Annotated in this window: 20 protein-coding genes and 1 pseudogene; 7 read left to right on the top strand and 14 right to left on the bottom strand. The window is 59.6% G+C overall.

What is annotated here, in order from left to right:
• Positions 1–7 precede the first annotated feature (7 nt).
• The 7 genes from hscB to ACSOSP_RS00800 form a co-directional block, all read right to left on the bottom strand.
• Positions 8–532 (bottom strand): Fe-S protein assembly co-chaperone HscB, encoded by a 525-nt coding sequence (gene hscB, locus ACSOSP_RS00830; protein WP_455309027.1) that lies wholly within the window; start codon positions 530–532, stop codon positions 8–10.
• Positions 533–626: 94 nt separating this feature from the next.
• Positions 627–950 carry an iron-sulfur cluster assembly protein IscA gene (gene iscA / locus ACSOSP_RS00825; RefSeq protein WP_455309025.1) on the bottom strand — a complete coding sequence of 108 codons (324 nt, stop codon included), beginning with the start codon at positions 948–950 and terminating at the stop codon, positions 627–629.
• A 164-nt stretch (positions 951–1,114) separates the two neighbouring features.
• Entirely contained in the window at positions 1,115–1,543 is a 429-nt protein-coding gene (iscU, locus tag ACSOSP_RS00820) for a Fe-S cluster assembly scaffold IscU (protein ID WP_031363893.1), read from the bottom strand.
• Between the two features lie 80 nt (positions 1,544–1,623).
• Complete coding sequence (locus ACSOSP_RS00815) at positions 1,624–2,847, bottom strand: IscS subfamily cysteine desulfurase (RefSeq protein ID WP_455309023.1); 1,224 nt, start codon at positions 2,845–2,847, stop codon at positions 1,624–1,626.
• An 86-nt stretch (positions 2,848–2,933) separates the two neighbouring features.
• The gene (gene iscR, locus ACSOSP_RS00810; protein ID WP_031363891.1) at positions 2,934–3,461 is read right to left on the bottom strand and encodes a Fe-S cluster assembly transcriptional regulator IscR; all 528 of its coding nucleotides are present in this window, start codon (positions 3,459–3,461) and stop codon (positions 2,934–2,936) included.
• Positions 3,462–3,612: 151 nt separating this feature from the next.
• Complete coding sequence (locus ACSOSP_RS00805) at positions 3,613–4,095, bottom strand: low molecular weight protein-tyrosine-phosphatase (protein WP_455309022.1); 483 nt, start codon at positions 4,093–4,095, stop codon at positions 3,613–3,615.
• Positions 4,096–4,271: 176 nt separating this feature from the next.
• Positions 4,272–4,514 carry a hypothetical protein gene (locus tag ACSOSP_RS00800; RefSeq protein WP_455309021.1) on the bottom strand — a complete coding sequence of 81 codons (243 nt, stop codon included), beginning with the start codon at positions 4,512–4,514 and terminating at the stop codon, positions 4,272–4,274.
• 308 nt (positions 4,515–4,822) lie between these two features.
• Between ACSOSP_RS00800 and ACSOSP_RS00795 the strand changes: the two genes are divergently transcribed.
• Positions 4,823–5,386, top strand: coding sequence for a hypothetical protein (locus tag ACSOSP_RS00795; protein ID WP_455309019.1), 564 nt, complete (start codon positions 4,823–4,825; stop codon positions 5,384–5,386).
• 183 nt (positions 5,387–5,569) lie between these two features.
• On the top strand, positions 5,570–6,367 hold the full coding sequence (locus ACSOSP_RS00790; RefSeq protein ID WP_455309018.1) for an IclR family transcriptional regulator: 798 nt from the start codon (positions 5,570–5,572) through the stop codon (positions 6,365–6,367).
• A 105-nt stretch (positions 6,368–6,472) separates the two neighbouring features.
• Here ACSOSP_RS00790 and pbpG read toward each other — a convergent pair whose 3' ends face one another.
• Together pbpG and ACSOSP_RS00780 are read right to left on the bottom strand one after the other, a co-directional pair.
• Positions 6,473–7,663, bottom strand: a complete 1,191-nt coding sequence (pbpG, locus tag ACSOSP_RS00785) for a D-alanyl-D-alanine endopeptidase (RefSeq protein ID WP_455309017.1) — start codon at positions 7,661–7,663, stop codon at positions 6,473–6,475.
• A 453-nt stretch (positions 7,664–8,116) separates the two neighbouring features.
• Entirely contained in the window at positions 8,117–9,076 is a 960-nt protein-coding gene (locus ACSOSP_RS00780) for a histone deacetylase family protein (RefSeq protein WP_455309016.1), read from the bottom strand.
• 320 nt (positions 9,077–9,396) lie between these two features.
• On the opposite strand from ACSOSP_RS00780, the gene ACSOSP_RS00775 reads away from it, so the two are divergent.
• Entirely contained in the window at positions 9,397–9,969 is a 573-nt protein-coding gene (locus tag ACSOSP_RS00775) for a phasin family protein (protein WP_455309015.1), read from the top strand.
• A gap of 210 nt (positions 9,970–10,179) precedes the next feature.
• On the opposite strand, the gene lpdA is transcribed toward ACSOSP_RS00775, so the two are convergent.
• The 4 genes and pseudogenes from lpdA to aceE form a co-directional block, all read right to left on the bottom strand.
• Positions 10,180–11,922 carry a dihydrolipoyl dehydrogenase gene (gene lpdA / locus ACSOSP_RS00770; RefSeq protein WP_455310789.1) on the bottom strand — a complete coding sequence of 581 codons (1,743 nt, stop codon included), beginning with the start codon at positions 11,920–11,922 and terminating at the stop codon, positions 10,180–10,182.
• A 153-nt stretch (positions 11,923–12,075) separates the two neighbouring features.
• Positions 12,076–12,285 (bottom strand): annotated as a pseudogene (locus tag ACSOSP_RS00765) (biotin/lipoyl-containing protein); the annotation flags it as partial.
• Positions 12,286–12,506: 221 nt separating this feature from the next.
• Positions 12,507–14,153 (bottom strand): dihydrolipoyllysine-residue acetyltransferase, encoded by a 1,647-nt coding sequence (gene aceF, locus ACSOSP_RS00760; protein ID WP_455309014.1) that lies wholly within the window; start codon positions 14,151–14,153, stop codon positions 12,507–12,509.
• 111 nt (positions 14,154–14,264) lie between these two features.
• The gene (gene aceE, locus ACSOSP_RS00755) at positions 14,265–16,964 is read right to left on the bottom strand and encodes a pyruvate dehydrogenase (acetyl-transferring), homodimeric type (protein ID WP_455309013.1); all 2,700 of its coding nucleotides are present in this window, start codon (positions 16,962–16,964) and stop codon (positions 14,265–14,267) included.
• Positions 16,965–17,274: 310 nt separating this feature from the next.
• Here aceE and fixL point away from each other — a divergent pair, with 310 nt between their 5' ends.
• The 4 genes from fixL to ACSOSP_RS00735 all read left to right on the top strand — a co-directional run bounded on the left by fixL (position 17,275) and on the right by ACSOSP_RS00735 (position 23,984).
• Positions 17,275–19,803: an oxygen sensor histidine kinase FixL gene (fixL, locus tag ACSOSP_RS00750; RefSeq protein ID WP_455309012.1), complete on the top strand. Its 2,529-nt coding sequence runs from the start codon at positions 17,275–17,277 to the stop codon at positions 19,801–19,803.
• Positions 19,800–20,447: an oxygen response regulator transcription factor FixJ gene (fixJ, locus tag ACSOSP_RS00745; protein ID WP_062091480.1), complete on the top strand. Its 648-nt coding sequence runs from the start codon at positions 19,800–19,802 to the stop codon at positions 20,445–20,447. Before fixL ends, fixJ begins: the two co-directional genes overlap by 4 nt.
• A gap of 298 nt (positions 20,448–20,745) precedes the next feature.
• Positions 20,746–21,609: a bifunctional methylenetetrahydrofolate dehydrogenase/methenyltetrahydrofolate cyclohydrolase FolD gene (folD, locus tag ACSOSP_RS00740; protein WP_455309011.1), complete on the top strand. Its 864-nt coding sequence runs from the start codon at positions 20,746–20,748 to the stop codon at positions 21,607–21,609.
• A 242-nt stretch (positions 21,610–21,851) separates the two neighbouring features.
• The gene (locus tag ACSOSP_RS00735) at positions 21,852–23,984 is read left to right on the top strand and encodes a M3 family metallopeptidase (protein ID WP_455309009.1); all 2,133 of its coding nucleotides are present in this window, start codon (positions 21,852–21,854) and stop codon (positions 23,982–23,984) included.
• A 98-nt stretch (positions 23,985–24,082) separates the two neighbouring features.
• On the opposite strand, the gene ACSOSP_RS00730 is transcribed toward ACSOSP_RS00735, so the two are convergent.
• Positions 24,083–25,357, bottom strand: coding sequence for an amidohydrolase family protein (locus ACSOSP_RS00730; RefSeq protein WP_455309008.1), 1,275 nt, complete (start codon positions 25,355–25,357; stop codon positions 24,083–24,085).
• Positions 25,358–25,569 lie beyond the last annotated feature (212 nt).

Here is a 25,569-nt window from a genome sequence, read left to right as displayed (position 1 = left end):
GTCAGGCTCAATCGAGCTTCTCGATCTGCACGCCGATCTCGCTCGCCACGCGTTCAATGAACATCAGCTGACGTACGGCTTCGCTCGCCGCCTGGTCCGAGTGACTGTCGATCAGCGCAGCCAGTTTCTCGAAGCGGATGCGCTCCTGATCGCGCAGTTCATGAAGCAGGGCTTCGAGCGCGCCAATATTCCTGGCGCCCGCTGCGTCCTCTATGTTTTCGCGCCATTCCATTTGCTGCATCAGGAAGGCGGGTTCCATCGCGGTGTTGTTTTCCGCGTCGGCATGCACGCCGCGCAGCGACAACATATAGGTTGCCCGCTTCAGCGGATCGCGCAGCGTCTGATACGCCTCGTTCGCCCGCGTGGCCCACTGCATCGCGACGCGTTTTTGCGCGTCGCCAGCGGCCGCAAAACGATCGGGATGCACCTGTGCCTGCACCGTGCGATACGCGTCATCGAGCTTGTTTGCATCGATGGCATAGGTCGGCGGAAGGTCGAACAGATCGAAATGACTGTCGTTGAGCGTTGCCATGATGGAAGAATGAACAGAAACAAGAAACGTTGAAAACCGCCGGCACTAAAGAAAAAGGCGGCACGCGCCGCCTCTTTGCTGTTCCTGCGCCGCGCTATACGCGAAACGATTCGCCGCAACCACACTCGTCTTTCACGTTCGGGTTGTTGAACTTGAACCCTTCGTTCAGCCCTTCGCGCGCGAAATCCAGCTCGGTGCCGTCGATATAAGCGAGGCTCTTCGGATCGACAATGATCTTCACGCCCGCCGACTCGAACACCTGGTCTTCCGGCGCAAGTTCATCCACATACTCGAGCTTGTAAGCGAGGCCCGAGCAGCCGGTTGTGCGCACGCCCACGCGCAGGCCAACGCCCTTGCCGCGTTTAACCAGATACTTCTGCACGTGCAGTGCTGCCTTGTCCGTCAACGTGATTGCCATAGTCTCTCATCAGCAGCCGCTCGTCCGGAGTCAATCGCTTCTCCGGCCGCCACGCTGCAGCCTTGCTTTGAATCGAAAACCAGAGCGCCCGATAATTACAGTGCCGAAGCGCCCTTCCCGAATACTGCGAATACTTCGATTCCCGCGAAATCCGCGAATCCCGCTTAGGCCGCGTGTTGTTTCGCTTCAGCCGGAGCAGCTTCCGCCGTGCTCGCGCCATGACGTTGCTTGTAGTCAGCAACGGCGGCCTTGATTGCGTCTTCAGCCAGGATCGAACAGTGAATCTTCACCGGCGGCAGCGCCAGTTCTTCAGCAATGTGCGTGTTCTTGATCGTCAGCGCCTGATCCAGCGTCTTGCCCTTCACCCACTCGGTCACGAGCGAGCTTGAAGCAATAGCCGAACCGCAGCCATACGTCTTGAACTTCGCATCTTCGATCACACCGTCCGCGCCCACGCGGATCTGCAGCTTCATCACGTCGCCGCACGCCGGCGCGCCGACCATGCCGGTGCCGACGGTGTCATCGTCCTTGCCGAACGAGCCAACGTTGCGCGGGTTTTCGTAGTGGTCCAGAACCTTGTCGCTATAAGCCATGATCAACTCCTTGAATTCGTATGCGTGTGCGTTCTAACATGAGCGCAAATGAGCCGCCGTCAAAGCGGCCAGCCAGGCGCTTAATGCGCAGCCCACTGGATCGACGAAATGTCGATACCGTCCTTATGCATTTCCCACAGCGGCGACAGATCGCGCAATTTCTGAATCTTGCTCTTGAGCAGGTTAATCACGTAATCGACGTCCTGCTCGGTCGTGAAGCGGCCAACCGTAAAACGGATCGAGCTGTGCGCGAGTTCGTCATTTCGGCCGAGCGCGCGCAGCACGTAAGACGGTTCCAGCGAAGCCGACGTGCAAGCCGACCCCGACGACACCGCCACGTCCTTGACCGCCATGATCAGCGACTCGCCTTCCACAAAATTGAAGCTGATGTTGAGGTTATGCGGCACACGGAGTTCCATGTCGCCGTTCACATAAACCTCTTCCATATCCTGCAAGCCCTTCAGCAAGCGGTCACGCAACATGCGCACGCGCTCGTTTTCAACGGCCATTTCTTCGCGCGCGATCCGGAACGCCTCGCCCATGCCGACGATCTGGTGCGTAGCCAGCGTGCCCGAACGCATGCCGCGCTCGTGACCGCCGCCGTGCATTTGCGCTTCGATACGAATCCGCGGTTTGCGACGCACGAACAATGCGCCGATACCCTTCGGGCCATACGTCTTGTGCGCCGAGAACGACATCAGGTCGACCTTCTGCTTTTGCAGGTCGATCTCGATCTTGCCGGTGGCTTGCGCCGCGTCGACGTGGAATATGATGCCCTTCGCGCGCGTGATCTCGCCGATCGCAGCTACGTCCTGGATCACGCCAATCTCGTTGTTCACGCTCATCACGGAAACGAGGATGGTGTCCGGCCGGATGGCTGCCTGAAGCGTGTCCAGGTCGACCAGACCGTCGTCCTTAACATCCAGGTACGTGACTTCGAAACCTTCGCGTTCGAGCTCACGGCAGGTATCGAGCACGGCCTTGTGCTCGGTCTTCACTGTGATGATGTGGCGGCCCTTGCTCTTGTAGAAATGCGCCGCGCCCTTGATGGCGAGGTTGTCCGATTCGGTGGCGCCCGACGTCCAGATGATTTCGCGCGGGTCGCAATTGACCAGCTTCGCGACATTCTCGCGCGCTTCCTCGACCGCCCGCTCCGCATCCCAGCCGTATTGGTGGCTACGCGATGCCGGATTGCCGAATTGCTCACGCAGATACGGAATCATCTTGTCCACCACGCGCGGATCGACCGGGGTCGTCGCGCTGTAGTCCATGTAAATGGGCAGGTGGGGAATGGCGTTGTTCATCAGTTGCTCCAGGGATTTAACTCAATTGGCTCGTTCAAGGCGAGACGGCCGCGTGATCCGAAAATATTCGAAAAACGCGGCAGCCGTCAGCCGGCCAGGTTGAAAACGGAATTCGGTCCTTTGGGCGCCACGCGCACTGGCTCCACGCCCGCCGATTCCGCACGCCGGTCGCGCAATACAGCTGGCGATCCTTCGCGTGCACGCTGCTGGTCGACGAGATCTTTCAGCGAGACCGAGTCGAGATATTCGACCATCTTCTGATTGAGCGTGGACCAGAGTTCGTGGGTCATGCAGTGGCCGTCGTGCTGCTTGGTGCCTTCACAGGCGCCTTTGCCACCACATTGCGTGGCGTCGATAGGCTCGTCCACCGCAATGATGATGTCCGCGACCGTGACGTTCTCGACACGGCGCGCAAGATTGTAGCCACCGCCCGGACCGCGCACCGACTCGACGATCTCGTGCCGGCGCAGCTTGCCGAACAACTGCTCGAGATAGGACAACGAGATGTGCTGGCGCTGGCTGATTCCTGCCAGCGTCACCGGGCCCTGCTCCTGGCGCAAAGCCAGGTCGATCATCGCCGTGACGGCGAAACGGCCTTTCGTGGTGAGTCTCATAATTTGTAAGATACCGGGGGCTACGGCTAATACTGGATGATTTTGGTCAAGTATAAATAGCCTACGGATTTAGTCAAGTATCTGCGGCCATTTTCTTAGGAATTTGCTGAGAATATTGCGCCGGATGACGCCCGCTTCCGATAACCGCGCATCAGGCCACCAACTGCGCGCGAAGCGCCCTCAGCAAGCCTTCGCAAGCATCCTCGCACTGGTCGAGCACGCGTTCGAAGCCTTCATCGCCGCCAAAATACGGGTCGACCACCACACGGCTGTCATCGTGGGTCGCGAACTCCATCAGCAGCCGGATCTTGTCGCGATACTCCGGCGGACACGCTTTGGTCAGCGCGGCGGCGTTGGCATCGTCCATTGCGATCAGCAGATCGAACCTGGCGAAATCTTCGCGGTTGACCTGCCGGCCGCGCAACGGCGACAAATCGTATCCACGTTTCCTGGCCGCGCGCTGAGCGCGTTCGTCTGGCGGCTGGCCAATATGCCAATCGCCGGTACCGGCGGAATCCACCACGATTTTCTCAGATAGCCTGGCCTGCCCCACCTGATGCAGCATCACCGCTTCGGCGCTAGGCGAACGACAGATATTGCCCAGGCACACGAAACAGACGGCGATAGTGTTCATCAGATTCCAGACAGCTTTGAGCTTTAGCGCGACTTGAGTGCTTGAGCGCCTGGGTGCATTACGCAGCGCGGCTGCGTCGCCTTGACCAAACAACTCGTCGATGGAGTGCGGATTATACAAAGGACGCTGAATGTACGCCCGAGCGACACCCGCCGCGCTTTCCGCGTGCGCCTCGCTTAGAACGTCTGCGAAACAGCCGTAACCGACGTCCCATTAGCCGGACGATACCCATTGCCAGCGTTATCGGAGTCGACCAGTCCCAGCGAAATCGCACGCGCGAATTCCGCGCTGACACTGGCCGCGCTTTGCGGATGGGGTGCTGCGCTCCCGGCGACCGGGTGGATCGCGTGGCAGTAGCCGGCGAGTGCGAGCGGCACGAGCATTGCAACGGGCCAGTAGGTCGATATTGTCTTTTTCATTTTCAAACCCCTTTCTCAGGTCCTGTGGGCTGACGGGCCCACTTCCGGACTTCTGAATTTTAAGGGTTTGTCCTTATCTCATAAAGATGCCCCTGCACAAAGCATTGTTGCAGTCCTGTCAACAACGTATGACGCGTCGGCGTTGTGTTAGCTGGCTGATCAGCTGTTTCTACCGGGCGCTTTCTGCTGAGCAATTCCTGCCGGTTTCACTGTGTAACCGCGGAGATAAAACTTTACAAACTTCTTGCGACATACGCTCCGCGAAACTGTCAGATACGGTAATTAGTTCAAGGAACGCTTTCCCGCTCATGATGAAACTCACACTTACAAGCCTGATCCTTGCATCGTCCGCCTTGGTGGCGGGCTGCGCCGTCTATCCGGACGGCACGCCCGCTTACGCCACTGGCGGCGGCTACTCCGCCTATCCGGCCCCAGGCTACCCCGGAGGTTACGTAGCCGCCCCTCCGGGCTACGAAGCCCCCCCTCCAGGCTACGAAGCCGGTTATGGCTATGGCGGACCGGTTGTTCAGTCGGGCGTGATCATCGGCGGTGGCGGCGGATATTACGGCGGCCCAGGCCCTCGCTATTGGAACGACAACCAGGGTTATCACCGCCCGCCGCCTCAGGGCGGCTGGGGCGATCGTGGAGGAAACCACGGCAACCAGGGAAGCAATGGAGGCGGAGACCGGGGCGGTCATGGCGGGCCGCAAGCGGGCAGCCCTCAAGGAGGCAGGCCTCCGCAGCCACAGGCGGGCAATCCCAGCAGGCCGGCACCCGCGCCACAGGCGCAGCAGTCAAGGGGGTCTGTACCGTATGTTGGCAAATCTCTCTGGGGCAAGGAGCCAGCGCAACAACCCGAGCACAACCACTAGGGCCTCCGCCCACTTGGCTTGCGTGCAAAGCCGCCCGAACTCTTTCCAAGTTTCGGGCGGCTTTTTATTGTCTGCAGAAAATGTGGCAATGCCACGGGGTTCGTGCTCCCGAGTCTTACGCACTTTTCACAATACGAGATACAATCACCATTCCGCTGTTTGACGTATCAACTGATTTTTCCCATGAGCGATACGAACCCGGAATCCCGAACGTCCATACAGGTGATCGAGCGCATGATGCGCCTGCTCGACGCGCTCGCCGCGCACACCGATCCCGTCAGCCTGAAAGAACTTTCGCACAGCACGTCGCTGCATCCGTCCACCGCGCATCGCATCCTGAACGACATGGTGACGTGCCGTCTCGTCGATCGATCGGACCCCGGCACGTATCGGCTTGGCATGCGCCTGCTCGAGCTTGGCAATCTGGTCAAGGCGCGGCTTTCGGTGCGCGAAGCCGCCATGCCGCCCATGCGCGAACTGCATCGACAGACGGGCCAGACGGTCAACCTCTCAGTGCGCCAGGGCGATGAGATCGTCTATATAGAACGGGCTTATTCCGAACGCTCCGGTATGCAGGTCGTGCGAGCAATTGGCGGCCGCGCGCCGCTGCATTTGACGTCGGTGGGAAAACTTTTTCTCGCCGCCGACGAATCCGCCCGGGTGCGCGCTTACGCCACGCGAACCGGCCTATCCGGCCACACGCAGAACAGCATTACCGATATCGGCAAGCTCGAGCGCGAACTGTCATTTGTGCGCAGCCAGGCATGCGCCCGCGATAACGAGGAACTGGAACTCGGGGTTCGCTGCATCGCCGCCGGTATCTACGACGACACGGGGCGGTTGGTCGCCGGCCTGTCGCTGTCGGCGCCCGCAGACCGGCTGCAGGATTCGTGGCTGAATCAACTGAGCGGCACTGCGCTGGAGATTTCGCGTTCGCTCGGATATCGACCGGAAGCTGGCGCAGATTCGCAACAGCGCTGACATTTTCATTTTTCGCGTAAGTACGCAGCATTCGTAAGCAATAAAAAAACCGGCCTTATCGTTCATTCGATAAGGCCGGTTTTTTAACATTGCGTCTCAAACGATTCAGGTACCGCTGCCACCTGCGTCGGCGCTGGTGATGTGCGGCTCCTCGCCACCCGTCTCCGTCTCAAGGAACCCGCGCAAACGGCCGGCATCGGCGAAACGCGAATACTTACCTGACGAATCCAGCAGCACCATCACGACCGGACGACCATGAATGGTCGTCTGCATCACCATGCATTCGCCTGCTTCGTTAATGAAACCGGTCTTCTGCAAGCCGATGTCCCAGCTCGGATTCCGGATCAGCGCATTCGTGCTGTTGTAGGCAATATTGCGCTTGCCGGTAAAGACGTCGTAGCTGCGATCGGTGGAGAACTTGCGAATCAGCGGGTACTGATACGCCGCGTTCACCATCTTCACGAGATCGCGGGCGCTCGATACATTCAGGCTCGTCAACCCGGTCGAGTTTTCGAAGTGCGTATCGGTCATGCCGAGCATCTTCGCTTTGGCGTTCATCGCCGCGATAAAACCAGGACGCCCATTCGGGTAATAACGCGACAACGCCGCGGCCGCCCGATTTTCCGACGCCATCAGCGCGATATGCAGCATGTCTTCGCGGTTGAGCTCGGAGCCGACGGAAAGACGCGAACCCGTGAATTTCTCGTAGTCGCGATCTTCGTCGGTCACCGAGATTTCTTCGGTCAACGGCGCCTTGGAGTCGAGCACGACCATGGCCGTCATCAGCTTGGTGATCGAAGCAATGGGCACCACGGCGCGCGAGTTTTTATCGAAGAGCGTTTCTGCTGTGTTCTGATCCACCACATACGCAACGCTCGAGCGCAGCGCAAGGCTGTCCGGCGTTTCGTGCAGCCCGAACGCCTGGCCAACGGTCGGCGGACGCGGCTGGAACGCCACCGAACGCACGGCGGCACGACGGCCGCGCGCGTCCATCCGGTAACTTACGCGATGCCGGCGCGTGGCGCGGGGCACATCGTCTTCTTGCACCGCAGCGACTTGAGCATTCTTCGCGGCGCGTGCGGAGACTTTCGACGACTTGACGGTTTTAGCTTGCGGCGCAGCAACCGCGCCTTTGGCCAGTTTCTTGGTGGATTTGGAGGTTGTGGTCTTGGCAAAAGCGTCGACTGGTGCGGCCGCGAAAGACGTCGCGAGCGCCACCGACACGGCAACCGACAGCGCAGTGCGGACTGCAACGCCGTGGATCACCCTGAGCGACGAAAACATTTCGGTTTTCATTAGTGTTCTGTTCTGGACCGGCGGGAGAGTGTCGCCAGTGTAGTAAAGCTTCGAAAAATTAGCAATATTAAGCACTTATCCGCACTACTTAAACCGGTTTGTAAGACGCGATTTATTCAAGCGAACAAATTCTGAGTACCGATCGTAAAAAATCATCGCCGACCGTGCAATCGTTTTCACCGCCACACGCTATTGCCAACCGTGACTATCAGCGTCTTATCGGCAATAGTTTGTAAGACTTGAGGGATATTTTTGATCCTGCCCTCAAGGCAAAAATTTCACGAATGGGTTGGACGGCGACAGGAAACAATCTTTTTCGGCAAGACATGCCGATTCTCAACCGGCATTTCGACTGGTATCGAAAGTTTTTGTTCAACAAACTTTGACGATGAAGAACAGCCTTGAATGTTAACGTCGGGTTAACACATTTGGTTTACTGCGTTTCAAACCGTTTCAAATGAAATTTATCGACCGCAGTGTATCGGTTACGTGCGCATCGCGCCGGGCACGGAACGCGACGGCGGCAAGCTGAATGGTCTGGAGATGAATGTCGACGGTGACATTGATATCGCGTCCATAACCTCCCGCCATTGTTATTGCCACGGGCAGATCGCGTTCGGCGGCGATGTTGAAGACGAGGGAATCTCGCTTGGCAAGGCCTTCGACGCTCAGCGCGAGCCGTCCCAGGCGATCGTCAATATGCGGATCGGCGCCTGCCAGATAGATCAGCATGGCGGGCTCGAAGCGTTCGAACATTATCGATAAAGCCCCGGAAAGCGCTTCCGCATAGGCTTCGTCACCGCAACCGTCGGGCAGCGCGACGTCGAGATCGCTGGTTTCCTTGCTGAACGGGTAGTTCGATCCGCCATGCAGCGACAGCGTGAAAACGCTGGGATCGTCCCGGAAGATGGAGGCTGTGCCGTTGCCCTGATGCACGTCAAGATCAACGATTGCTACATGCGGCTTTTTCTCACCCCGCTGCAGCGCGTCAGCCTGCAGCGCCCGTGCGGCGACGGCTGCGTCGTTGAATACACAGAATCCCGCGCCGTGCGACGCATAGGAATGGTGCGTGCCGCCCGCCAGGTTCACAGCAAAACCAGCCTGACAGGCGGCGTGACACGCTGCGATCGTCGCCCCCACGGAGCGCCGCGAGCGCTCCACCATCTCAGGCGACCACGGAAAGCCAATCTCGCGTTGCTCGCGAGCATCCAGTGTTCCGGTCGCCACCCGCTCGATGTAGTCGGCCGCATGAACACGCGCCAGTTCGAAATCTACCGCGACCGGCGCTTCGCGCAACTCGACATCGGGCAGTTCAGCCTGCACGCGCTCACGCAAAAGGTAATATTTTTGCATGGGGAACCGATGGCCAACCGGCAGCGGCAACACGAACCGATCGCTATAAAACGCTTTCATTCGAAATGAAATTTCACTTTTTTGGAACTAAGATCCTAGCACCGACAGCGTTTGCGCCTTCCGCCCCATGCTGGTGCGTCGCATCTCGAAATGTAGTTCCACTACAAAGAAACGTATTCATAAGCCATTGTTTAATAAGCATTCGTACGATGTTGCATTGCACAAAAAGATGCTTGACATCTTTAGGAATATGCCTAGAATAGGTTCCATGTTGCGACGCACCAACAGCCAATCGCCTCATACGGTTGCCGGATTTCCGGTTGCCGCCAAAACCCCCACGACCCGCGCTGATGATGGGTCGAATCTTTCAGGAGCGTGACATGACCCTTTTGACCCCGGAACAAATCGCCGCTGCAAACAAAGCTCAATTCGACACCCTCTTCGGCCTGACGAACAAGGCATTTGAAGGTTTGGAAAAGCTGCTTGAACTGAATCTGCAAGTTGTGAAGTCGACCCTGGCTGAAAGCCAGGAAAACGCGCAACGCGTGTTGTCGGTGAAGGACGCGCAAGAACTGCTCGCACTGCAAGCCAGCCTGGCTCAGCCGGTCGCGGAAAAGGCGCTGTCGTATGGCCGTCACCTGTATGAAATCGCATCGTCGACGCAAGCTGAATTTGCCCGTGTTGCTGAAGAACAATACGAAGACCAGAACCGCAAGGTGCAAACGCTCGTCGAAAACGTCGCGAAGAACGCACCGGCAGGTTCGGAAACGGCTGTCGCCGTGATGAAGTCGGCCATCACCGCCGCCAACACCACGTACGAAACGATCCACAAGGCAAGCAAGCAAGCTGTCGAGATCGCGGAAAGCAACTTCAACGCAGCCGCTACGGCCGCCACGAAGGCTGCATCGCAAGCTACGGCTCAAGCTTCGCGCGCCACCAAGAAGACTGTCTAAGCGATTTCGTTCGCACGCAGTGACGCCGGAAACTTCGGCGTAGCTGCTAGACGCTCAGGTAGCAGGAAAAACCGTTCCAACGAAAGTTGGGATGGTTTTTTTTTCGTGCTCAAGTATCCACGGTGCTGAAATCAGGCGTGTGCGGCTGCAAAAAACAAAGCGGCGCGTCCTGAAGAGAACGCGCCGCTCTGTTACTTGGCCAACAACACCTTACTTCTTGCGCTGCGGTGGCAAGTCCGTACACACGCCTTCATACAACTCGGCGGCCATGCCGATCGACTCACCGAGCGTCGGGTGCGGATGGATCGTCTTGCCGATATCCTCCGCGTCCGCGCCCATTTCGATCGCGAGGCACACTTCGCTGATCAGGTCGCCCGCATTCAATCCCACGATGCCGCCGCCGATGATCCGGTGCGTTTCTTCGTCGAAGATGAGCTTGGTGAACCCTTCGTCGCGACCGTTTGCAATCGCGCGGCCCGACGCAGCCCACGGGAACGTGGCCTTGCCGTACTTGATGCCTTCGGCCTTGCACTGGTCTTCGGTCTTGCCGGCCCACGCCACTTCAGGATCGGTGTAGGCGACGGACGGGATCTGCAATGCGTCGAAGTAGGACTTTTCGCCATGCGCAGCTTCCGCCGCGACGTGGCCTTCGTGCACGGCCTTGTGCGCGAGCATCGGCTGGCCAACCAGATCGCCGATGGCAAAAATATGCTCGACGTTCGTGCGCAACTGCTTGTCGACGTTGATGAACCCGCGATCGGTCACCGCTACGCCCGCCTTGTCCGCACCGATCTTGCCACCGTTCGGGCTGCGGCCGACGGCGACCAGCACGAGGTCATACCGTTGTGCTTCAGCCGGCGCTTTTTCGCCTTCGAAGCTCACGTAGATGCCGTCGTCCTTCGCTTCCGCCTTGGTCGTTTTCGTCTTGAGCATGACGTTCGCGAAGCGCTTGGCGTTGAATTTCTCCCACACCTTCACGAGGTCACGATCCGCGCCGGCCATCAGGATATCGAGCATTTCGACCACATCGATCTGCGCGCCCAGCGACGCATACACCGTCGCCATTTCCAGCCCGATGATGCCGCCGCCGATCACGAGCATGCGCTTCGGGATCTGGCGCAATTCGAGCGCGCCGGTTGAGTCCACGACGCGCGGATCTTCCGGCATGAACGGCAGCTTCACGGCTTGCGAACCCGCCGCGATGATCGAGTTCTTGAACTTCACGACCTTCTTGCCGCCCTCGCCCTCGATCTCCATGTGATTCGGGCCGACGAACGTACCGACCCCCGTGACCACCTGGACCTTGCGTGCTTTCGCCATGCCGGCCAGTCCGCCGGTCAGCTTCTTGACGACGCCTGACTTGAAGTCGCGGAGTTTGTCGAGATCGATCGTCGGTTCACCGAAGGAAATGCCGTGGTGCGCGAGTTCCTTGGCGGCGTCGGTGATTGCTGCGGCGTGCAGCAAGGCTTTCGACGGAATGCAGCCGACGTTCAGGCAGACGCCGCCAAGCGTTTCATACCGCTCGACGATCACCGTTTTCATGCCTAGGTCAGCGGCGCGGAACGCGGCCGAATAACCGCCGGGGCCGGCGCCGAGCACGAGCATGTCGCATTCGATATCGGCAGAACCGGAGAACGACGCGGCCTTCGGTGCGGGTGCGGCGCTCGCCTTTTCAGCAGGTTGCGGCGCCGCAGTCTTCGCCTTTTCCTCGACTTGGCTGACACCACCGCCCTGAGCTTCGAGCGTGAGAATCACGGAGCCTTCGGAGACTGTATCGCCGAGTTTGACCTTGATTTCCTTGACCGTGCCTGCTGCGGGCGACGGCACGTCCATGGTGGCTTTATCGGATTCGAGTGTGACGAGCGATTGTTCTTTCTCGACGGTGTCGCCGGCCTTCACGTGAATTTCGATGACCGGGATGTCGGTGAAATCGCCGATGTCCGGCACCTTCACGTCTTGCGATCCGCCACCTGCGAACTTGGGCGCGGCGGCTTCCTTCGACGCGGGCGCATCGGCTTTTGCCGCAGCGGGCTTTTCAGCCGGTGCAGCGGGTGCAGCAAGCTTTTCGCTACCGGCCTCCGCCGTTTCGACCAATGCGATCACGGTGCCTTGCGAGACTTTATCGCCGGCTTTGATCTTGACTTCCTTGACCGTGCCGACGAGGTCGCTGGGCACTTCGATGGAGGCTTTATCGGATTCGAGGGTGAGGACGCCTTGTTCTTTTTCGATGGCGTCGCCGGCTTTGATGGTGACTTCTACGACATCGACGTCTTTGAAATCGCCGATATCGGGTACTTTAAGTTCGGTGAGACTCATGTTGTCCCCTAAGAAGGAAGCGGGCAGAACCGGGAAACAAGAACGCGACGCGTAGCCCGTGGTTCTGCCGTCGGCAGACTTGCCTTTCTTTGCTTACTTTCTTTGGCAATTCAAAGAAAGTAAGTGCCGCCCCGCACAGGGGCGACTAGCAAGATGCAGTGCAAAGCAAGTTCAACGAGGAACCAGGCAAGCCACAAAAAGCGGCCCGCCGAGCAAAAACCTCAAAGACTCACGCGACGGAAATCCGCCAGCACGGCAGAAAGGTAGGCATTGAACCGCGCGGCCTCGGCGCCATCGATCACCCGATGGTCGTACGACAGCGACAAGGGCAGAATCAGCCGCGGCACGAACGCCTTGCCGTCCCACACCGGCTTCATCGCACCGCGCGACAACCCGAGAATGGCCACTTCAGGCGCATTGATGATCGGCGTGAAATGCGTCCCGCCAATCCCACCCAGCGACGAAATCGAGAAACATCCGCCTTGCATCTGGTCCGGCTTCAGCTTGCCTTCACGCGCCGCCTTCGACAAATCGGCCATCTCCTTGGCCACATCGACAAGACCCTTCTTGTCCGCGTCGCGAATCACCGGAACCATCAAACCGTTCGGGGTATCGGCGGCAAAACCCACGTTGTAATACTGCTTGAAGACGAGGTTGTCGCCGTCGAGGCTCGCGTTGAACGTCGGGAATTTCTTCAACGCGGCAACCACCGCCTTGATCACGAACGCGAGCATGGTGAACTTCACGCCAGCCTTTTCGTTTTCCTTGTTCAGCGTCACGCGCAGCGCTTCGAGGTCGGTGATGTCAGCTTCGTCGTTGTTCGTGACGTGCGGAATCATGACCCAGTTGCGATGCAGGTTTGCACCCGAAATCTTCTTGATGCGCGACAGCGGCTTGGGATCGACCGGACCGAACTTCGTGAAATCGACCTTCGGCCAGGGCAGCAGGTTCAACTCGCCGCCACCGGCCGGTGCTGCGGCGGCTTGCGCCGGCGCTTTACCCTGGCCGCTCATCACACCCTTCACGAACGCGGTCACATCGGCTTGCGTGATGCGGTCCTTGGGGCCCGTGCCCTTGACAGATGCGACATCGACGCCCAACTCGCGCGCAAACTTGCGCACGGAAGGCGATGCATGGCTCGACGTACGCGTGCCATCGCCGGCGGGCATCGCCGGGGCAAGCGCAAGCGCGGACGGCGCTTCTTTCTGTGCCGGAGCGGATTTCGCCGGCGCAGCTTCCGAAGGTGCTGCGGCCTTTGGCGCTTCCTGCTTCGGTGCCGCCGCAGAAGCCGCTCCTTCACCACCTTCCAGCACGAGAATCAGCGTGCCTTCCGACACGTTGTCGCCAACCTTGACCTTGAGTTCCTTGACCGTGCCCGCTGCGGGCGACGGCACGTCCATGGTGGCTTTATCGGATTCGAGTGTAACGAGCGATTGCTCCTTCTCGACCTTGTCGCCGACCTTCACATTCACTTCGATGACCGGAATATCCTTGAAGTCGCCAATATCCGGCACCTTCACTTCAACCGATCCGCCACCCGACGATGCAGCCGCGGCGGGAGCCTTCTCCTGCGCCGGTGCTTCAGCAGGTTTTTCAGCGGCCTTCGGTGCTGCGGTCGCACCGGACTCAGCCGCTTCCAGCACGACGATCAACGCGCCTTCCGACACGTTGTCGCCGACCTTTACCTTCACTTCCTTCACGACGCCGGCGGCCGAACTTGGCACGTCCATGGTCGCTTTATCGGATTCGAGCGTGACGAGCGATTGCTCCTTCTCGACGGTGTCCCCAACTTTCACCAGCACTTCGATCACCGGAATGTCCGTGTAATCGCCGATATCCGGCACCTTGACTTCGATCGCTTGACTCATTGTTTATTGTCTCCTGGGTCGTGACGCGAAAATCGCCCTGCTGCAAGGCTAAACACGAGGCTAGAGCCAAGGGCAAGGCGACTTCGCGCAACAACACTCGGGGCCGATGCGTTAAACCGTCATCGGGTTGGGTTTGGCGGGGTCGAGCGCGTACTTCTTGATCGCGTCGGCGACAATCTTGCGGTCAATCGTGCCTTCGTCGGCCAATGCATTGAGCGCCGCGACGGTGACCCAGTAGCGATCGACTTCGAAGAAATGACGCAGTCTTTCGCGCGTGTCCGAACGGCCGTAACCGTCGGTACCGAGCACGACAAACTTGTTCGGCACATATCCGCGAATCTGGTCCACGAGCGCGCGCACATAGTCAGTCGATGCCACCACCGGACCCTTTGCGTCCTTCAGCAGCTTCGTCACGTGCGAGACCTGACGTTCTTCGGTCGGATGCAGCAGGTTCCAGCGCTCCACTTGCGCGCCTTCGCGTGCCAGTTCCGTAAAGCTCGGGACGCTCCAGAGATCGGCGGCGACGTTCCAGTCGTTCTTCAGCAGGTCAGCAGCGGCGATCACTTCGTTGAAAATCGTGCCTGCGCCCATCAATTGAACACGCGGCGTTTTTGCGTCGGCATCCGATTTGCGGAACGAATACATGCCCTTGATGATGTCGGAGGCGACGCTTTCGCCCTGCGGAATCGCCGGATGTTCGTAGTTCTCGTTCATCACCGTGACGTAGTAGTACACGTCTTCCTGATCCGCCACCATGCGACGCAAACCGTCCTGCATGATCACCGCGAGTTCGTAACCGAAGGTCGGGTCGTAGCTCACGCAGTTCGGCACCGACGCCGCCCACATCAGCGAATGCCCATCTTCGTGCTGCAGGCCTTCGCCGTTGAGCGTCGTGCGTCCAGCCGTGCCGCCCAGCAGGAAACCGCGCGAACGCATGTCGCCAGCAGCCCACGCCAGGTCGCCGATGCGCTGGAAGCCGAACATGGAATAGAAGATGTAGAACGGGATCATGATCTCGCCGTGCGTCGAATACGACGTCGCGGCCGCGATCCAGTCACACATCCCGCCGGCTTCGTTGATCCCTTCCTGCAGGATCTGGCCGGTTTCCGACTCGCGATAGAACATCAGCTGGTCGGAATCTTCCGGCACGTACTTCTGGCCGTCCTGATTCCAGATACCGATCTGGCGGAACAACCCTTCCATACCGAACGTGCGCGATTCATCCGGCACGATCGGTACGATGCGCTTGCCGAGCGCCTTGTCCTTCAGCAGGATGTTCAGGATCCGCACGAACGCCATGGTCGTGGAGATTTCACGTCCCGGACCCGTGCCCTTCAGCACCGGCTCGAACGCCGACAGATCCGGCACCGGCAGCGACTCGGCCTTCTGACGGCGCGCCGGCAGATAACCACCGAGTTCCTGGCGGCGGGCACGCATGTACTCGAGTTCCTTCGACCCTTCCTCGAACGTCAGGTACGGCACGTCGGCGATCTTGTCGTCGGGAATCGGCAGCCTGAACTGATCGCGGAATTTCATCAGCTGATCGGTGTGCAGCTTCTTCTGCTGGTGCGTAATGTTCATCGCCTGGCCAGCTTCGCCCATGCCATAACCCTTGATGGTCTTGGCGAGGATGACGGTCGGCTGACTTTTCGTCTTCGATGCTTCGGTGTACGCCGCGTAGATCTTGTGCGGATCATGGCCGCCGCGATTCAGATTCCAGATGTCTTCGTCGGACCATTCCGCCACCATCGCCCGGAGTTCCGGCGTGTTGAAGAAATGCTCGCGCACGTAGGCGCCCGATTCAGACTTGTAGGTCTGGTATTCGCCGTCGACCACTTCCATCATCCGGCGCATCAGCGCACCGGTTTTATCGCGGGCGAAGAGCGAGTCCCAGCGGCTGCCCCACACCACCTTGATCACGTTCCAGCCGGCGCCGCGGAATTCGCTTTCCAGTTCCTGAATGATCTTGCCGTTGCCGCGCACCGGGCCGTCGAGACGCTGCAGATTGCAGTTGATCACGAAGACAAGGTTGTCGAGCCGTTCGCGGCCGGCCATGCCGATCGCGCCAAGCGATTCCGGTTCGTCCGTTTCACCGTCGCCGAGGAATGCCCAGACCTTGCGGCTGCCTGCCTTGATGATGCCGCGCGCGTCCATGTACTTCATGAAACGCGCCTGATAGATCGCCATGATCGGGCCAAGGCCCATCGACACGGTCGGGAACTGCCAGAAGTCCGGCATCAGCCACGGATGCGGATACGACGAAATGCCTTCGCCGCCCACTTCCTGGCGGAAGTTATCGAGCTGGCTCTCTTTCAGGCGACCGAGCAAGAACGCGCGCGAGTACACACCCGGCGACGAATGGCCCTGCACGAACACGAGGTCACCACCATGTTCGGGGGACGGCGCGTGCCAGAAATGGTTGAAACCGACGTCATACAGCGTGGCCGCCGATGCGAACGAAGCAATGTGTCCGCCCACGTTCGTGTCCTTGCCGGCGCGCAGCACCATGGCGATGGCGTTCCAGCGTGTGTACGAACGGATCTTGTGTTCGATGTCCTGGTCGCCCGGAATTTTTGCCTGGGCGGCGACCGGAATGGTGTTGATGTACGGGGTGTTAGCGGAGAACGGCAGATGCTCGCCGTGCACGCGCGCAAATTCGATCTGCTTTTCGATCAGGAAATGCGCGCGACCCGGGCCTACTGCCGAGATCACGCCGTCGAGCGCTTCCAGCCACTCGCCCGTTTCCTGGGGATCTTCGTCGTCCTTGGCGTTGGCGACATATTTCATCACTTCGTCGGGTACAGCTGACATGCTCGTCTCCTGATTTGAGGAACGCTCTGTGAACAGACGACGCGAGCCTCCATGAAGCCATCCGCAAGACACAATTGCGGAAAACAATGAGGGTCAAGCGCGCGTGCGGCAATTCTAAAGAGGCTCAGAACGGTAGCGCAAGCAATTTTTCGAATCATGAGACTCAATCTCATAATACGGAAAAATGCTGCAATGCACCGTGGGACAAGGACTCTTTGTTAGACGCGTTGGTGTCCTTGCGATCAATTGCGGGCGTTTTACAGTCTTTTTACGCCATTTAACAGTGTGTCGCTGCGTTACAATTGCGCGCATGTTGACCGAACGGCTTTTCGCACGCTCGGCGCGGTCGCGGGGCAAACCCAACGACTCGGCGCCGACCCGCTGGCACCACGGACCGTGGTGGTCGAACTCGTATTTACTGACCCCACTGATCTCGATCCTGGTTTTCCTCGTCGTGATGAGCCTGATTTTGTGGAGTCTCAACCGGCGCGAACAGCAACAACAGGAAGACACGCTCTACCGTAACGTGGCTTGGGCGCAGCAGCAAATAAGGCTTTCCATGACTGGGGCGCAGGAGCAGATCCAGTCGTTGGCGCGTGACATCGCAACCGGCCATGGCGATCCGCAGTCGTTCCAGAGTTCCACCGGCGACATCATGCAGGGGCATCCCGAGATCCTCTACATGAACTGGTATACCGCGCAGCACAAGCCGCGCTGGCCCAATACTCCGCTGCCCATACTCGGTTCAAGGCTCGCCAAGCCCACCGACGCCCAGATGGACGACGCCGTCCAGTCCGCATTCGACGAAGCCCGCACCAGCCGCCGCCAGGTCTACTCCCCTCTTCTTTACGACGATCTGGGCAACGGCTACATCACGCTGCAGACGCCGGTGTATCGCGACCGCGATTTTCTCGGGTCCATCGCGGCGGTGTTTTCGATCGAGGGGATTCTCAAGCACGACATCCCCAGCGAACTCTCGGCGAAGTACAAGATTTCGATCACCGATTTGAACAATCGCGAGCTCGCGACCACGTCCAGCCGGCCGCGCCTGCCGCGCGACATGTTCTATGACCTGCCGCTCGATCCGCCTGGACAAGGGGTATCGGTACGCGTTTATTCGTATCCGCAACTCACGAATTTCACCAACAACACGCTCGTCTGGCTGGTCGCCGGCTTGTCGTGTTTTGTGTTGTGGAGTTTGTGGAGCCTCTGGAAACACACGCGGCAACGGTTTGAAGCACAGCAAGCGCTCTACGCCGAGGCGTTCTTCCGTCGCGCGATGGAAAATTCGGTGCTGATCGGTATGCGCGTGCTCGATATGCACGGCCGGATCACGCACGTGAATCCCGCGTTTTGCCGGATGACGGGCTGGGACGAAAGCGATCTGGTGTCCAAAGTGGCGCCCTTTCCGTACTGGCCGAAAGACGCGTATCCGGAAATGCAGCGGCAACTGGACATGACCTTGCGTGGCAAGGCGCCTTCGTCCGGCTTCGAATTGCGCGTGCGCCGCAAGGACGGTTCGTTCTTCCACGCCCGGCTTTACGTGTCGCCGCTGATCGATAGTTCGGGCCGGCAGACCGGCTGGATGTCGTCCATGACCGACATTACCGAGCCACGCCGCGCTCGCGAAGATCTCGCCGCCGCGCATGAACGCTTCACGACCGTGCTGGAAAGCCTCGATGCGGCCGTGTCGGTGCTCGCCGCCGACGAAGCTGAACTGCTGTTTGCGAATCGCTATTACCGGCATCTGTTTGGAATTCGCCCGGACGGTCATCTTGAACTGGCGGGTGCGGGTTTCGATACAGCGCAAGCGTCGTCGGATTCCATCGATATGGTCGATACCTACGCCGGCCTGCCCGCCACCGCGTTGACTGACAGCACCTCGGACGCGCAGGAAGTGTATGTGGAGGGCATCCAGAAGTGGTTCGAAGTGCGCCGCCAGTACATTCAATGGGTGGACGGCCATCTGGCGCAAATGCAGATTGCGACAGACATCACGACGCGCAAGCAGGCGCAGGAACTCGCGGATCAGCAGGAAGAAAAGCTGCAGTTCACCAGCCGTTTGATGACGATGGGCGAAATGGCGTCGTCGCTCGCGCACGAGTTGAACCAGCCTTTGGCCGCGATCAATAATTATTGTTCGGGGTGCGTCGCGCTGGTTAAATCCGGCCGCATGTCGCAGGAGGCGCTGTTGCCCGTGCTTGAAAAGACCGCGCAGCAAGCGGTGCGCGCGGGCATGATCATCAAGCGCATCCGGGAATTCGTGAAGCGCAGCGAACCGAAACGCCAGCCTACGCGCGTGGCGGATATCGTCGCGGACGCGGTTGGCCTCGCGGAAATCGAAGCGCGCAAACGCAAGATTCGCATTCTCACCGAGATCCGCTCGCGCATGCCCGTGATCCATGTGGACCCGGTGCTGATCGAGCAAGTGCTTGTGAACTTGCTGAAGAACGCAGCCGAAGCCATGCACGACGCCAAGCCGAACGCCGTCGATCCGGTGATTCGCGTGGTGGTGCAGCGGGTGGACGGCGGGTTTGTCTGCGTGAGCGTGGTGGATCAGGGTCCCGGTGTGGACGAAACCACGGCTGAGCGCCTGTTCGAACCGTTCTACAGCACCAAGTCCGACGGTATGGGCATGGGCTTGAATATTTGCCGATCGATCATTGAATCGCATCGGGGACGTCTTTGGGTGGTGAACAATATCGATGCCTCCGGCACCGTGACGGGCGCCACGTTCCATTGCAGTTTGCCAATCGGAGAAGCCGACGGTCCGGGCAGTAGCGGACCGGAAGCTCTCAGCCACCAACCCACACAACAAACTGTTACGGGAGAGCTATGAGCACAGTCACCACTCAGGAAACGGTGTTTGTCGTCGACGACGACGAGGCCGTTCGTGATTCCTTGCGCTGGCTGCTTGAAGCCAATGGCTACCGCGTCTCGTGTTTTGCGAGCGCTGAAGCCTACCTCGATGCCTACCTCCCGATCGCCCATTCAGGCGCGATCTCGTGCCTGATACTGGACGTACGGATGTCAGGCATGAGCGGCCTCGAATTGCAGGAACGGCTGATCGCGGAAAATTCGCTGCTGCCGATCATCTTCGTGACGGGTCACGGCGACGTGCCGATGGCTGTATCGACCATGAAGAAGGGCGCGATGGATTTCATCGAAAAGCCGTTCGATGAAGCCGAGTTGCGCAAGCTGGTCGAACGCATGCTGGATAAGGCGCGTACAGAGAGCTCGAGCGTGCAGCAGCAGCGCGCCGCAGCCGAGCGGCTGGGCAAGCTGACGGCGCGGGAACATCAGGTCCTGGAGCGGATCATTGCGGGGCGTCTTAACAAGCAGATTGCCGATGACCTTGGCATCAGCATCAAGACGGTTGAAGCGCATCGGGCGAACATCATGGAAAAGCTTTCCGTGAACACGGTGGCCGATTTGCTCAGGCTGGCGCTTTCCAACAAGCCGCAGACGCAGCAAGCTCAATAGTCAGGTCTGGCTGTTCTGTCTGGTACGCCGAGGGGCGTTCTTGCTCCTCGGTGGAAGCAGTTCTTGCTCGGCCGGCGCCAAATCGCCCGTCCGGTCAACGTCAAAAAAGCGTCAACCAATACAGCTGACTCGCAGCTAACCCGAACCGGTCGTCGCCCCGCTCCCGGTCGTCAGCACAAATCCCCGTCCGGTATAATCAAAGACCGACCGCAACGCCGCGCCGCACTGGCGCAACAGGCTGCCTGCGACCCTGCGCCCTTCAGAAAAGCAGCGGATTTGCCCTCCGCCCAGACCTCCTATGACCGCCCAAATCATCGACGGCAACGCCCTCTCCAAGACCCTTCGCGCCGATGTCGCCGCACGCGCCGCCGCCCTGACCGCCCGCGGCCAGCAACCTGGCCTGGCAGTCATTCTCGTCGGGGAAAATCCGGCCAGCGAGGTCTACGTCCGCAACAAGGTGAAAGCCTGTCAGGACAATGGCCTGCACTCCGTGTTCGACCGTTTTCCGTCAACGCTCACCGAAAGCGAATTGCTGGCCCGGCTCGACGATCTGAACAACGACCCGAACGTGCACGGCATCCTCGTGCAACTCCCGTTGCCGAAACATATCGATAGCCACAAGGTCATCGAAGCCATTGCTCCGGCGAAAGACGTCGATGGTTTCAACGTCGAAAACGCCGGCGCGCTGATGACCGGCAAACCGCTGTTTCGCCCGTGCACGCCCTACGGCGTCATGAAGATGTTCGAAGCGCACAACATCGCGCTGGAAGGTGCAAACGCAGTCGTGATCGGACGCTCGAACATCGTCGGCAAGCCGATGGCCATGCTGCTGCTCGCAGCCGGCGCCACGGTCACCATCACGCACAGCAAAACACGTGATCTCGCCGCGCTGACGCGCAACGCGGATGTGGTCATCGCGGCGACCGGCCGGCGCAATATCCTGACTGCCGACATGGTCAAACCGGGCGCAACGGTGATCGATGTCGGCATGAATCGCGACGAAAATGGCAAACTCTGCGGTGACGTGGATTTTGCAGGCGTGAAGGAAGTGGCTGGTTTCATTACGCCGGTGCCGGGCGGCGTCGGGCCGATGACCATCACCATGCTGCTGGTGAATACCATCGAAGCGGCCGAGCGCGCGATGCAGCAGGACCGGGATTAAGCATTGGGGCCAAAGCCCTTCAACGCTTACATGCATGATGGGCGCACCGGCAGCCGGATTGTTCCGCTGTGACTCAGTCGGCACGCCGATCGGGTAAATCACGGCCTTAGCCAGAATCGATTTGAGAATCGGCAGAGGCGTCCCCACAATACTGAATAGCCCAACCGTCGACATCGCGCGCTGTGTCAGGCGCGGCGTCACATTCGTCATTGCATCCATTTTTATCCGAGACCGGGAGAGTCATGTCCAGTTCGACATCATCGAATACCGAGAATCAAGCTCAGGCCCAGTCCCCAGGCAACCCCCTGCTCGACTTCTCCGACCTGCCCCGTTTCGGCGACATCAAGCCGGAACACGTGACGCCGGCACTCGACGTCCTGCTCGCGGATGCAAAAGCCGCCGTCGATCACGCCAGCGCGCCTGAGACGCCGGCGAGCTGGCGAGACATCGTGGAAAGCGTGGAACGCGCGAGCGAACGGCTCTCGCGTGCGTGGGGCGTGATCGGCCACCTGAATGCCGTCGCCGATACCCCTGAATTGCGTGCCGCGCACGCCGAGAATTTGCCGCGCGTGACGGAGTTCTCGGCGAGCGTCGGGCAAAATCTGGCGCTCTACGAAAAATACAAGGCGATTGCGGCAAGCGAAGAACACGCGTCGCTTTCTGTCGAGCAGAAGAAAATGCTCAGCAACGAGTTGCGCGGTTTCCGTTTGTCGGGCGCGGAATTACCCGAAGATAAAAAGCCCCGTTTTGCACGCGTTCAGGAAGAACAGGCGGCGTTATCGAAGGCATTCTCCGATCACGTCCTCGATGCCACCAACGCGTTTTCGTATCTGGTGACCAAGGAAAGCGAACTCGCGGGTTTGCCGGAAGATGTGATTGAAGCGGCGCGCGAAGCCGCGCAGAAAGAAAGCCGCGAGGGCTGGAAGTTCACGCTGCATTTCCCCTCGTATTTTCCCGTGATGCAGTACGCCGAACATCGGCCGTTGCGTGAAGCAATGTACCGCGCCTATGTCACGCGCGCGTCTGAACTCGGCCCGAACTACGGCAACGGCAAGGCTGAGTGGGACAACACGGCGAACGTCGTCGAACAGTTGAAGCTGCGTGCGGAAGAAGCCCACGCGCTCGGCTATCAGAACTTCGCCGAGGTATCGCTTGCGCCGAAGATGGCGGAATCGCCGGCACAGGTAATCACGTTCCTCGAGGACCTGGCCGTGCGCGCACGCCCGCACGGGGAAAAGGACTGGATGGAACTGCGTGCCTTTGCCGCGACCGAACTCGGCATGCCGGAATTGCAGCCGTGGGACTCGACCTTCGCCGCCGAACGCCTGCGCCAGCAGCGCTATTCGTTCTCGGAAAACGAAGTGAAGCAGTATTTCCCGCAAGAGGCCGTGCTGAAGGGTTTGTTCAAGGTCACGGAAACGCTGTTCGGCGTGTCCATCCGTCGCGATGAAGCCGCCGTCTGGAATCCGGAAGTGCGCTTTTTCCGCGTCGAAAACAAGGACGGTTCACTTGTCGCGCAGTTTTATCTGGACCTGTATGCACGCGAAGGCAAACGCGGCGGTGCCTGGATGGACGACGCTCGCTCGCGGCACAAACGCCGTGAAGGCGGCGTGCAAACACCCGTCGCGTATCTGACCTGCAACTTCTCGGCGCCCGTTGGCGGCAAGCCGGCGTGCTTTACTCACGACGAAGTCATCACGCTGTTCCACGAATTCGGGCACGGCCTGCATCACATGCTGACGCGTGTCGATGAACTCGGGGTATCGGGTATCAACGGCGTGGAATGGGACGCGGTCGAATTGCCGTCGCAATTCATGGAGAACTTCTGCTGGGAGTGGGACGTCCTCACCGACATGTCCGCTCACGTAGACACGGGCGCCACGCTGCCGCGCGAACTCTTCGACAAGATGCTGGCTGCGAAGAACTTCCAGAGCGGTCTGGGCACGTTGCGCCAGATCGTCCTCTCCATGTTCGATATCCAGCTTCACAGCGACTACGATCCCGCCGGCACGACGAATGTCAACGACTTCGCGCGTGAGATCAACGAGCGTTTTCACGTCGTGCCGCAAGCGCCTTTTTCCCGATGGACCAATACGTTCACCCATATTTTCTCGGGTGGGTATGCCGCGGGGTATTACAGCTACAAGTGGGCGGAAGTGTTGTCGGCGGATGCGTATGCCGCGTTCGAGGAAGCCGCAACGCTTGCCGGCGGGTCCGTGCTGGATGCGACAACGGGCATTCGGTACCGTCGCGAAATTCTTGAAGTGGGCGGCAGCCGGCCGGCGATGGACTCGTTCAAGGCATTCCGCGGACGGGAACCGAATATCGATGCGCTGTTGCGGCACAACGGCATGTCGCCGGAGGCAGCGCATTGACGCAATGACAGGGGCCTCGGTGTTTGAGTGATTGAAGAAGACCGTTCCAGCGCAAGTTGGAACGGTTTTTTTATGCGGCTTTCTTCTGGTCTTGCGTCTTATCGATCCAGCCGGAAACTCACTTCCTCAGGCCGCCCTTGCAGGCTGAGTTTCGCCCGCATTGCCGGCGCTCGGCTCACCACCTTGCCACGGCGAACGACAGCTGTACGCGCTGCACGCAATCGAATGGCTTCAACCGGATCGCGCGCGTCCAGCACCACGCAATCCGCGTTGTTGCCCACGGCAATCCCGTACCCTTCTATGCCGAGGATCTTCGCCGGCGTCGTCGTCACTGCATCGAAGGCCGCGCGCATGGCCTCGGTGCCCGTCATCTGCGCGACGTGCAAACCCATGTGCGCCACTTCCAGCATGTCGCCCGAGCCCAGGCTGTACCACGGGTCCATCACGCAGTCGTGGCCGAACGCTACGTCTACGCCTGCAGCGATCAACTCCGGCACACGCGTCATGCCTCGACGCTTGGGGTAGGTGTCGGACCGGCCCTGGAGGGTGATGTTGATCAGCGGATTCGCGATCGCGGCAACGCCGGAATCGCGTATCAACGGGATCAGCTTGCTCACGTAGTAGTTGTCCATCGAATGCATCGAGGTGAGATGCGAACCCGTGACACGTCCCTGCATTCCCAACCGATGTGTCTCGGCTGCCAAGGTTTCTATGTGCCGCGACATTGGATCGTCCGACTCGTCGCAATGCATGTCCACGCGCAACCCCTTCTGCGCCGCGAACTCACACAGAAGACGCACGGACTCGGCGCCATCGGCCATTGTGCGTTCGAAATGCGGAATGCCACCGACCACATCGACGCCCATTGATATCGCACGCTTCAGGTTCTCGAACGCGCCCTTGCTGCGCAAAACGCCATCCTGCGGGAACGCAACGAGTTGCAAGTCCAGATACGGCTTCACACGGCGCTTCACTTCGAGCAGAGCCTCCACGGCGAGCAGACGCGGATCGCAGACATCCACGTGCGAGCGAATCGCGAGCAGGCCGCGCGCGACGGCCCAGTCGCAATACTGCATGGCCCGATCGACCAACGCGTCTTGCGTCAACCCGGGCTTCAGCTCACCCCATAACGCGATCCCCTCCAGCAGCGTTCCCGACGCGTTCACGCGCGGCAAACCGTAGGACAGCGTGGCATCCATGTGGAAATGCGCATCGACGAACGGCGCGGTGACAAGAGAACCGGCGGCATCGATCTCCTCCTGCGCGGTGGCGGGGAGCCGCGGTTCGATCGCGGTGAAACGCCCGCCTTCGATGCCGATATCCACCAGATCGCGGGAATCCGCAAGCGCCGCGCGTCGAATGATCAGGTCCATGGAATTGTCCTCTTGCCCAAGTGTTTCGATGATTGTAGCGGGATAGAAAGCACGTTTTTCAGACCACGGCCCACGTTAGCCATTCGGTTGACTTCAGCAAGTTCGGTCTACCGGTCACAGTGACAACTCCACTCGCACGATGGATAGCCGGGGTCACTTGGTTCGAGTCACTCCGTTGCTGATTTGCCGTGTGAACAGGATCAAATCATCAC

The organism is Caballeronia sp. KNU42, from assembly GCF_053760385.1.
Note: the sequence above shows the minus strand (reverse complement) of the source record. Positions and strands in the feature narration are given on the sequence as shown.

What these genes read in the sequence shown, in the direction of transcription:
- fixL (WP_455309012.1), top strand. Translation starts at nt 17,275, where the DNA reads ATGTTGACCGAACGGCTTTTCGCACGCTCGGCGCGGTCGCGGGGCAAA.
- pbpG (WP_455309017.1), bottom strand. Translation starts at nt 7,663, where the DNA reads ATGAAAACCGAAATGTTTTCGTCGCTCAGGGTGATCCACGGCGTTGCA.
- aceE (WP_455309013.1), bottom strand. Translation starts at nt 16,964, where the DNA reads ATGTCAGCTGTACCCGACGAAGTGATGAAATATGTCGCCAACGCCAAG.
- aceF (WP_455309014.1), bottom strand. Translation starts at nt 14,153, where the DNA reads ATGAGTCAAGCGATCGAAGTCAAGGTGCCGGATATCGGCGATTACACG.
- iscA (WP_455309025.1), bottom strand. Translation starts at nt 950, where the DNA reads ATGGCAATCACGTTGACGGACAAGGCAGCACTGCACGTGCAGAAGTAT.
- ACSOSP_RS00795 (WP_455309019.1), top strand. Translation starts at nt 4,823, where the DNA reads ATGATGAAACTCACACTTACAAGCCTGATCCTTGCATCGTCCGCCTTG.
- ACSOSP_RS00805 (WP_455309022.1), bottom strand. Translation starts at nt 4,095, where the DNA reads ATGAACACTATCGCCGTCTGTTTCGTGTGCCTGGGCAATATCTGTCGT.
- fixJ (WP_062091480.1), top strand. Translation starts at nt 19,800, where the DNA reads ATGAGCACAGTCACCACTCAGGAAACGGTGTTTGTCGTCGACGACGAC.
- ACSOSP_RS00735 (WP_455309009.1), top strand. Translation starts at nt 21,852, where the DNA reads ATGTCCAGTTCGACATCATCGAATACCGAGAATCAAGCTCAGGCCCAG.
- hscB (WP_455309027.1), bottom strand. Translation starts at nt 532, where the DNA reads ATGGCAACGCTCAACGACAGTCATTTCGATCTGTTCGACCTTCCGCCG.
- ACSOSP_RS00730 (WP_455309008.1), bottom strand. Translation starts at nt 25,357, where the DNA reads ATGGACCTGATCATTCGACGCGCGGCGCTTGCGGATTCCCGCGATCTG.
- ACSOSP_RS00775 (WP_455309015.1), top strand. Translation starts at nt 9,397, where the DNA reads ATGACCCTTTTGACCCCGGAACAAATCGCCGCTGCAAACAAAGCTCAA.
- ACSOSP_RS00790 (WP_455309018.1), top strand. Translation starts at nt 5,570, where the DNA reads ATGAGCGATACGAACCCGGAATCCCGAACGTCCATACAGGTGATCGAG.
- ACSOSP_RS00815 (WP_455309023.1), bottom strand. Translation starts at nt 2,847, where the DNA reads ATGAACAACGCCATTCCCCACCTGCCCATTTACATGGACTACAGCGCG.
- ACSOSP_RS00780 (WP_455309016.1), bottom strand. Translation starts at nt 9,076, where the DNA reads ATGAAAGCGTTTTATAGCGATCGGTTCGTGTTGCCGCTGCCGGTTGGC.
- folD (WP_455309011.1), top strand. Translation starts at nt 20,746, where the DNA reads ATGACCGCCCAAATCATCGACGGCAACGCCCTCTCCAAGACCCTTCGC.
- iscR (WP_031363891.1), bottom strand. Translation starts at nt 3,461, where the DNA reads ATGAGACTCACCACGAAAGGCCGTTTCGCCGTCACGGCGATGATCGAC.
- ACSOSP_RS00800 (WP_455309021.1), bottom strand. Translation starts at nt 4,514, where the DNA reads ATGAAAAAGACAATATCGACCTACTGGCCCGTTGCAATGCTCGTGCCG.
- iscU (WP_031363893.1), bottom strand. Translation starts at nt 1,543, where the DNA reads ATGGCTTATAGCGACAAGGTTCTGGACCACTACGAAAACCCGCGCAAC.